The following is an 8355-nucleotide window of genomic DNA, read 5'->3' on the forward strand; positions in this document are numbered from 1 at the left end:
CGGCCAGGACACGTCTGGTGGCGTGGACATGACCGAAACTAGTCGGTCGGTGCGAATCTGGCGTGAACTGCCAATCTGGCGTGAATTCCGGAAACCCCGACAGACAGCGGGGCTGAAACACCGGAACGAAGTGGTGGAGCGGACGACGGGACTCGAACCCGCGACCCTCACCTTGGCAAGGTGATGCGCTACCAACTGCGCTACGTCCGCCTGCCTCGCGATCAATCAGCTGATCGCCCGCGATGCAGGAACCATACTAACCGACCCCGCCAGGGGGGGTGCACTCAGGGGGGGTGGGTGCCGCGAGCAGCCGGTCGACCTCGGCCAACCGCTCGCTGGACAGGCGCCACTCCCACAGCGGCCGAACCCGCTCGGCGATCCGCGCCGGCACCCACCTGACCACCTCGTGGCGCAGCTCCCAGTCGTCGAACACGTGCACGTAGAAGCTGACCACCGCGGCGTTGGAGAGGAACTGTCCCGGCTGCTCCAGGCACCACCGGGCGAAGTCGTAGACCCGGGTCAGCGCCTCGGTGTCGGCGGTCCGGTGCGCCTCCATGGCGAGGTGGCGCAGTTCGAACAGGAAGACGTGGCAGGACCACGACTCACGCTCCACCAGCTCCCGCAACTCCGGGAACTGGGCGAGTGCCTTACCGCGCCACTCAGTCACGAGACATGAGGCTAACCAGTGATCATGCGCCGGCCGCGGGACGCACACGAGCTGATGTCAGCTTGTGATCGTTGCGTCACCCGCAGTGATCATGCTCTGACTGTGCGACGTACCGACAGTTCCGGCCCCGACCCGTGCGGTGCAAGGGGGAATGCCTTGCCGGCAAGTGAATTGTTTCATCCGGGAAGCCGCGGTGGATGTGGCATCGTGGGCAGCGGAGCGCGCGGCCGCGCCGCGCACTCGGTGTGGTGAGGAGGGGGCCGGACCGGATGGTCGACGACGCTTCCCGCTTTCCGCTGCCCGACCCGGGCCCGCGAACCCACGATGTCGTCAACGGGTGGGCAGTCGACCGGGCCGTGACCCGGTGGGGGCGCACCGGCGGCGCCCGCCCCGACCCGGGCCTGGTCGACCGGCAGCCCGTCGAGCGCCACCCAGACCGGGGCCTGCCCGACCGGAACCCTCCTGACCAGAACCCCGCAGACCAGAACCCCGCAGACCAGAACCTGCCCGACCGGGAACTGCTCGAACGGCTGCGCACCGACGAGGCCGCGGCCTTCACCGAGCTGTTCTCCCGCCACGCCGACTCGGTGCGCAGGTACGCGGCGCGCTCGCTGAACTCCCCGGCCGAGGCCGACGACCTCACCGCGGAGACGTTCTTCCGCGTGCTCCAGGCCGTGCGCCGCGGCCGGGGCCCCACCGAGCACGTGCGCACCTACCTGCTCACCGTGGCCCGCCGGGTGGCGCTGGAGTGGTGGAACCGGCGGCGGGAACTGCCGGTCGAGGACACCGAGCTGGGCCGGCGCATCGAACCGGTCGGCGACCACACCGGTCAGCGCGCCGACCACGCGTTGATCACCGAGGCGTTCAGCAGCCTGCCGGAGCGGTGGCGGCACGTGCTGTGGCAGGTCGAGGTGCAGGGCGAGCGGCCCGCCGCGGTCGGCGCGCACCTGGGGCTGAGCGCCAACGCCGTGGCCGCGCTGGCCAAGCGGGCCCGCGCCGGACTGCGCGCCGCCTACCTCCAGGCGCACCTGGCCAGCGACCGCACCGGCCAGTCCTGCCGCTCGGTGGTGACCAAGCTCGGCGCGTTCACCGCTGGCGGGGTGCGCGGCGCCGAGGCCCGGCGCATCCAGGAGCACATCGCCGGCTGCCCGGACTGCCGGGAGCTGCACGCCGAACTGCGGGACGTGTGCGCCACCCTGCGCTCCTACGCCGGGCTGATCGCGGTGTCGGTGGGCGCGCTGGCCGGTCAACACCTGCTGGCCGCGGCACCGGCGGGCGGGAGCGGGGCCGTGGTGGCGGCCGCCGGCAAGGGCGCCGTGGCGGCGGGCAAGGGCGCGCTGGTGGCCGGCCGGGTCAAGCTCGCGATCAGCGCGGCGTCCGTGGGCGCGGTCGGCGTGCTCGGCGTGGGCGTTGGCGTGGTGACCGACGGCGCGCCGGGCATCGCGCTGCTGCAGCCGGACCAGACCGTGCGCGACCTCACCGAATGGCTGTGCGAGCCGTTAGCCGACGAGACGGCCGCGGCGACGCCCAGCAGCCGGTCGGCGCGGCGCGACAACCGCCAGGGCAGCCGACCGGCACCGGCCGGTGGGTGGAGCGGGGACGAGGCCGGCCCGGTCGGCCCGACCGGCGCCGCGGGGGTGCTGCCGGTGGGTCTGACGACCACGTCCGGACCGGGGAGCGAGGCCACCGGGGGCGTGGACACCAGCAGCTCCCTGCTGCGGCCCAGCGAGAGCGGCGCCGTGTTCGGCCCGAGCCAGAGCAACGGCAGCCTGGTGCGGGTGAGCGAGGAGCCGACCGCGGCCGAGACGACCACGCCGACCACCGGGACCACCGACGGTGACCAGCGCGCCGAAACCGAAGCGACCCAGCCGGCGCTGACCGGCGCACCACCGGACACCACTCCCGCGCCGACCACGGCACCGATGGAACCCACGTCGGCATCGGCCACGCCGGTGCTGGCCCCCGACCACCCCTCGGCCCCCACCCCGACGCCGACCACCACGGTGGAGTCGGTCACCACGGTGGAGTCGGTCACCACCACCGCGACGCCAGCCACCACCCCGACCCCCACCGACGCACCACCCCGGTAACCCCGGCCACCGGGGCGGTTACACCCGTGCTGACCTGCGCACACACCCCCGCCCTCCCAGGGGGGGGCGACCCCGGCTCCAGCCTAATCGCGGCCGGTGTGCGGGCGGTATTGGCGCGCGTTGCCTGTGGACAACTGGCGCGGGCTGTGGACAACTCCGCGCCGATCGGGTGAACCGGGGTGGCCGTGATCCGTGTCGCCGAGATCAACTCACCCCGTTCACGCCTCCCGAACCCGGCCGGAAAACGGTACCGTTGAGGGCACGCTCGGTGACCGCTCGGGGCGTGCCGGTGACGGCTCGGGCCAGCGGGAACACCGCGCGGACGACCGGACCACGAGTGACCCGAGCGATCGGCGAACCCCAACGGCGGCACACAACCTGGTGGACACGTCCCGGATCTGAGGAGGCGGTGGTGACGCGACTCGCGCGTGGTGCGGACGGTCGGCTGTGGACCGTGCGGACCCGAGTCCAGTGGCGCAATCCCGCTGTGGCCGACGACTTCGAACACGACGTGAGCGGCGGCAACACCCCGGGTACCGTGCTGCTGCTCGTGGTCCTCGCGCTGGGCGCCATCCTGGTCGCCTGGACACCCGAACAGGTCGTGGTGCCCGCCTGGTTCGTGCTGGCCCTGGTGCTGGTGTTCCTGTTCTTCCCGGCCAGGTGGGCGGTGCGCCGGCCGTGGACGCTGGTGGCCGAGACCCGAGGTGACAACGACCCGCAGCACCCACCGGAACTCTGGGTGGGCCAGGTCCGCGGCATCCTCACGGCACGGCAGGAAACCCGCAAGGTGGCCAGGAACATCGAGGTCTACTCGCTGCCCGACATCGAGGGACCGCTGCACCCGGTCGACTGATCAGAACCACCACGGCGACGCCGGTTGATCCGAACGGGGACCGCGTCGTCGGGTCGCCCGACCAGGTGGGCCGGGTGACACTGGGCGTGTGCCTGAACTGCCCGAAGTCGAGGCGCTCGCGCACCACCTGCGGGAAAACGCCGTGGGGCGCACCGTCACCAGGGTGGACCTGGCCTCGCTGACCGTGCTCAAAACGGTCCAGCCGCCGTGGACCGAACTGCACGGCCGGGCGGTGACCGACGCGGATCGGCACGGCAAGTTCCTCGACGTGGTCCTGGGTGACCTGCACCTGATCGTGCACCTGGCCAGAGCCGGCTGGCTGCGCTGGTCCGACACTCTCGCCGCCACCCCGCCCCGCCAGGGCCGGGGCCCACTGGCCATGCGGGTGCACCTGGGGTCACCGGGTGAGGGGCCTGGCTTCGACCTGACCGAGGCCGGCACCAAGAAGGACCTGGCCGTCTGGGTCGTGGCCGAGCCGACCGAGGTGGCCGGCATCGCGCGGCTGGGGCCGGACGCGCTCACCGTGGACCGGGCGGCACTGGCCGCGCTGTTCGCCGGGCGCACCGAGCGGCTGAAGACGGCGCTGACCGACCAGAGCCTGATCGCCGGCGTGGGCAACGCCTACTCCGACGAGATCATGCACACCGCGCGGCTGTCGCCCTACGCCACGGTCGGCAAACTCGACGCCGACGCGTTGGACCGCCTGGCCGAGGCTGTGCACGCGGTGCTCGTGGCGGCGGTCCGCCGGTCGGTGGGCCAGCACGCCGCCAGGCTGAAGGGGGAGAAGCGCGCCGGGCTGCGGGTCCACGGCCGCACCGGCCTGCCCTGCCCGGTGTGCGGTGACCTGGTCCGCGAGGTGTCCTTCGCCGACCGCTCCTTCCAGTACTGCCCCACCTGCCAGACCGGTGGCCGACTGCTCGCCGACCGCCGAATGTCCCGGTTGCTGAAATGACCGCGCGTGCGGTGGGGATTCCGTTCACGATGGTGGTTGATCGGGCCGCGGTGCCCTGTTACTTTGTTCGGGTGACTGCCGGGTCGGCCCTGAGCCATTACCAGGAAAGTTACCCGGCTGTGCCGTGATCACCCGGCGGGCCAGGGGCCCGCCCACCGCTGCGAACCCATTTCCGGAAAGCGGAGTTCGCGTGTGCGCAGCGGGAAGAAGGTGATTGAATGGCGCAGTCAGCGCAGTCAGCACAGTCAGGCCGGGGCGTTTCCCGGTCCGCGTGGCAGAGCTTCATCGGAGCGCACGGCACCGGTGGAGTGCTGACCGGACGCGTGACCAAGGTGCTGCCCTTCGGTGCGTTCGTCGAGGTGGCGCCCGGGATCCAGGGGCTGCTCCCGCAGTGGTCCTGGGCTGCTCGGCCGGAGTCCGGGGCGAGCATCTCGGTCAGCATCGACAGCGTTGACGTCGAACGGCGACGGCTGAGCCTGAAGTCGGCGTGATGACGGGTGTTGGGGGCAGGGTGGATCTGCCCCCAACACCCCATCAGTGGGGCATGCGCACCGGAGTGCGGCCGGTGGCCGTGGTGATTTCATCCTCGGCGTGCACGCCTGCGGTTTTCTTGGCTGCGGTTTTCGCGGCTGCGGTGTTTGCGGTCGAGGTGTTTGTGGTCGCGTGTTCTTCCGGCTTGTTCCACGCGGGCTCGGCCGGTTTCCGTCAATTCCCGAGACCGTATTCGAGCGCGTTCAACTGGCCGTAGTCGACGTGTGCCTCGGCGGCCTCGGCCAGTGCGGTGTAGGTGCCCGTCCGCAGCATCTCCTCGGCGCTGCGGCGCGCCACCGCGTAGGCGGCCTCGGCGATTCCCGACCCCAGGCTGACCCGCGCCACGCCGAGCGCGGCCAGATCAGGCACCGCGGGCGCGCCCGGCCCGGCCAGCACGTTCAACGGTGCCGCCACCTGCTTGACCAGGTCGGCCACGGTCGCCGGGTCGACGACGCCCGGCACGAAGATCCCGTTGGCACCGGCCCGCAGGTACGCGGCGGCCCGGTCGACGGTCTCCGCGAACCGGAGTTCGGGGGTCTCGCCCACACCGAGGAGGTAGGTGTCCACCCGCGCGTTGATGAACAGCCGCACCCCGGCCGCGTCCGCGGCCTGCCTGGCCGCGGCGATCCGGTCGGCCTGCTCACCGGCCGCGCGCAGCCCCCGCCCGGTGGCCTGGCCGGTCTGCTCGTCCACGACGTCGACGCTGTCCTCCAGGTTGACGCCCACGGCCCCGGCCGCGAGGACACCGCGGATCGTGTCGGCGACCCCGTCGGGGGTGGCCGCGAAACCGCGCTCGATGTCCGCGGTGACCGGCACGCTGACCGCCGAGGCGATGCGGGCCACCAGGTCCAGCGCGCGGTCGCGGTCGAGGTGGTCGCCGTCGGCCGCGCCCAGGCTCCAGGCCACCCCGGCACTGGTGGTCGCGACCGCGCTCGCCCCGGCCTGCTGCACGAGCAGGGCACTGGCCACGTCCCAGGCGTTGGGCAGGGCCAGCACCTGGCCGGAGGTGTGCAGGGAGTGGAACAGCAGCGCCTTGTCCTGGAGTGCCCGGTGCTGGGCGGTCGTCGGGGCCGGTGGTGTGCTCGTCATGAGCAGATCCCAGCAGCCGAGGACACCGGGGTCTGGCGGAAATCCGACATCACCGCCGGTCGCCCCGGGGCGCCGGGCGATGTGGTGCGCGACGCGGCGGCGGGCGACCGGTGGGGCAGGGGTGCGGCGGCGGGGATGATGTCGGTTTCCTGCTGGCGCGGCCCTGCCACCACGGGCGATGCTGCCACGGTGCATGACGACGTGGAGCGGTGCGTGCGCGCCGTGCAGTCCAAGGACGCCCGCTTTGACGGCTGGTTCTTCACTGCGGTGATCACCACCCGCATCTACTGCCGGCCGAGCTGCCCGGTGGTGCCGCCCAAACCGGCGAACATGCGGTTCTACCCCAGTGCGGCAGCCGCCCAGCAGGCCGGCTTCCGCGCGTGCAAGCGGTGCCGGCCCGACGCCAGCCCCGGCTCGCCGCAGTGGAACGACCGCGCCGACCTGGTGGCCAGGGCCATGCGGCTGATCGCCGACGGGGTCGTGGACCGGGACGGCGTTCCCGGGCTGGCCGCCCGCCTGGGCTACAGCACCCGGCAGATCGAACGGCAGCTGCTCGCCGAGCTGGGTGCCGGGCCACTCGCCCTGGCCAGGGCGCAGCGGGCGCAGACCGCCCGGGTGTTGATCGAGACCACCGCCCTGCCCATGAGCGAGGTCGCCTTCGCCGCCGGATTCGCCAGCATCCGCAGTTTCAACGAGACCGTGCGCGTGGTGTTCGGCCTGTCCCCGACCGAGCTGCGCAACCGCGTCGCCAGGGGACGGCCGGCCGCGGCGGTGGCCGCGGTACCCGGCGGGTCGGGTTCGGCGGCGGGGTCGACGGCGGGGTCGACAGCGGGGTCGGTCGCGACGTCGACCGGGGCGCCGCTGGCCTCGGGAACGCTGTCGCTGCGGCTGCCGTTCCGGGCACCGCTGTGCCCCGACAACCTGTTCGGGCACCTCGCGGCGACCGCCGTGCCCGGGGTGGAGGAGTGGCGGCACGGTGCCTACCGCCGCACCCTGCGCCTGCCGCACGGGCCGGGCATTGTCGAACTCCGGCCGCTGCCCGACCACATCGGCTGCCAGCTGACCCTCACCGACCTGCGTGACCTGTCCATCGCGATCAGCCGGTGCCGTTGGCTGCTGGATCTGGACGCCGACCCGGTCGCCGTGGACGACGTGCTGCGCGCCGACCCCGTGCTCACCGAACTGGTGGACAAGCTCCCCGGTCGCCGGGTGCCCAGGACGGTCGACGGCGCGGAGTTCGCGGTGCGGGCGGTGCTCGGGCAGCAGGTGTCCACGGCCGCGGCGCGCACGCACGCCGCCCGACTGGTGGCCGCGCACGGCGAGCCCGTCAACGACCAGGGCGGCGGGCTCACCCACCTGTTCCCCGAGCCGGCGGCGCTCACCGAGCTGGACCCGGACGCGCTCGCGTTCCCGCGGTCCCGCCGCACCACGCTCACCACCCTGGTCGCCAACCTGGCCAGCGGCGAGATCGATCTGGGGGTGGGCGGTGACTGGGAGCGGACGCGCGCCCAACTCGCCGCGCTGCCCGGGTTCGGTCCGTGGACCGTGGAGACCATCGCCATGCGGGCACTGGGCGACCCGGACGCGTTCGTGCCCACCGATCTGGGCATCCGCGCGGCAGCCAGGGCCCTGGGCCTGCCCACCACGCCGAGGGCGCTGGCCGACCACGCCACCGCGTGGCGGCCCTGGCGCGCCTACGCCGTGCAGTACCTGTGGGCCACCGGCACCCACCCCATCAACTACCTCCCCACCCCCTGACCAGCGGCTTCAACTTCACCCCCGCGTTCACCCCCGCGCGAGTCGACTTTGCAAACCCCCCGAGATGCTCCTATAGCTGTCAAGTCGTGGGTTGGGGGTCGTGAAGGGCGGCGAGGTCGGCCATGAGGCGGGGATAGATCTCTCGTGCCAGGTAGCGTTTGAGGCAGCGGATGAGGTGTTTCTTGGTCATCTTGGTGCCTGGTCGCAGGCGTGCGGCCAGATAAGCACGGGTGGGTTGGTGGTGGGCCAGGCGGACGATGACCACGCGGTAGAGCGCGGCGTTGGCTTGGCGGTCGCCGGCGCGGGAGAGTCGGTGGTGCTCGTGTTTGCCGCTGCTGGCGTCCACGGGGGCGACTCCGGTCAGGCAGGCGAACGCGGCCTGGGAGTGTAGCCGGTCGGGGTGCTCGCCGACGGT

The 8355-nt window shown here is 72.6% G+C and carries 8 protein-coding genes and 1 tRNA gene; 5 read left to right on the forward strand and 4 right to left on the reverse strand.

The window, feature by feature from the left end; all coding sequences use genetic code 11:
- Positions 1-134: 134 nt before the first annotated feature.
- Both LX83_RS30180 and LX83_RS30185 read right to left on the reverse strand, forming a co-directional pair.
- Positions 135-210 (reverse strand) — tRNA-Gly (locus LX83_RS30180).
- A gap of 46 nt (positions 211-256) precedes the next feature.
- Complete coding sequence (locus LX83_RS30185; RefSeq protein ID WP_253777467.1) at positions 257-667, reverse strand: DUF7674 family protein; 411 nt, start codon at positions 665-667, stop codon at positions 257-259.
- A 269-nt stretch (positions 668-936) separates the two neighbouring features.
- Here LX83_RS30185 and LX83_RS30190 point away from each other — a divergent pair, with 269 nt between their 5' ends.
- From LX83_RS30190 to LX83_RS30205, 4 genes are all read left to right on the forward strand, one after another.
- Entirely contained in the window at positions 937-2757 is a 1821-nt protein-coding gene (locus LX83_RS30190; RefSeq protein WP_253777469.1) for a sigma-70 family RNA polymerase sigma factor, read from the forward strand.
- Between the two features lie 412 nt (positions 2758-3169).
- A complete protein-coding gene (locus LX83_RS30195) occupies positions 3170-3610 on the forward strand; it encodes a DUF983 domain-containing protein (RefSeq protein ID WP_253777471.1) in 441 nt (146 codons plus the stop codon).
- 88 nt (positions 3611-3698) lie between these two features.
- Positions 3699-4562: a DNA-formamidopyrimidine glycosylase family protein gene (locus LX83_RS30200; RefSeq protein WP_253777473.1), complete on the forward strand. Its 864-nt coding sequence runs from the start codon at positions 3699-3701 to the stop codon at positions 4560-4562.
- 218 nt (positions 4563-4780) lie between these two features.
- The gene (locus LX83_RS30205; RefSeq protein WP_253777475.1) at positions 4781-5053 is read left to right on the forward strand and encodes a S1 RNA-binding domain-containing protein; all 273 of its coding nucleotides are present in this window, start codon (positions 4781-4783) and stop codon (positions 5051-5053) included.
- Between the two features lie 214 nt (positions 5054-5267).
- On the opposite strand, the gene LX83_RS30210 is transcribed toward LX83_RS30205, so the two are convergent.
- Positions 5268-6182: an isocitrate lyase/PEP mutase family protein gene (locus LX83_RS30210; protein WP_253777477.1), complete on the reverse strand. Its 915-nt coding sequence runs from the start codon at positions 6180-6182 to the stop codon at positions 5268-5270.
- A gap of 189 nt (positions 6183-6371) precedes the next feature.
- Here LX83_RS30210 and LX83_RS30215 point away from each other — a divergent pair, with 189 nt between their 5' ends.
- Positions 6372-7940, forward strand: a complete 1569-nt coding sequence (locus tag LX83_RS30215) for an AlkA N-terminal domain-containing protein (protein ID WP_253777479.1) — start codon at positions 6372-6374, stop codon at positions 7938-7940.
- A 79-nt stretch (positions 7941-8019) separates the two neighbouring features.
- On the opposite strand, the gene LX83_RS30220 is transcribed toward LX83_RS30215, so the two are convergent.
- Positions 8020-8355 (reverse strand): IS110 family transposase (locus LX83_RS30220; RefSeq protein ID WP_253777481.1); only part of this gene is annotated, 336 nt, incomplete at its 5' end.

Origin of the sequence: Goodfellowiella coeruleoviolacea, assembly GCF_024171785.1 — a bacterium.
Lineage (GTDB): Bacteria > Actinomycetota > Actinomycetes > Mycobacteriales > Pseudonocardiaceae > Goodfellowiella > Goodfellowiella coeruleoviolacea.

What these genes read in the sequence shown, in the direction of transcription:
- LX83_RS30210 (WP_253777477.1), bottom strand. Translation starts at nt 6,182, where the DNA reads ATGACGAGCACACCACCGGCCCCGACGACCGCCCAGCACCGGGCACTC.
- LX83_RS30190 (WP_253777469.1), top strand. Translation starts at nt 937, where the DNA reads ATGGTCGACGACGCTTCCCGCTTTCCGCTGCCCGACCCGGGCCCGCGA.
- LX83_RS30205 (WP_253777475.1), top strand. Translation starts at nt 4,781, where the DNA reads ATGGCGCAGTCAGCGCAGTCAGCACAGTCAGGCCGGGGCGTTTCCCGG.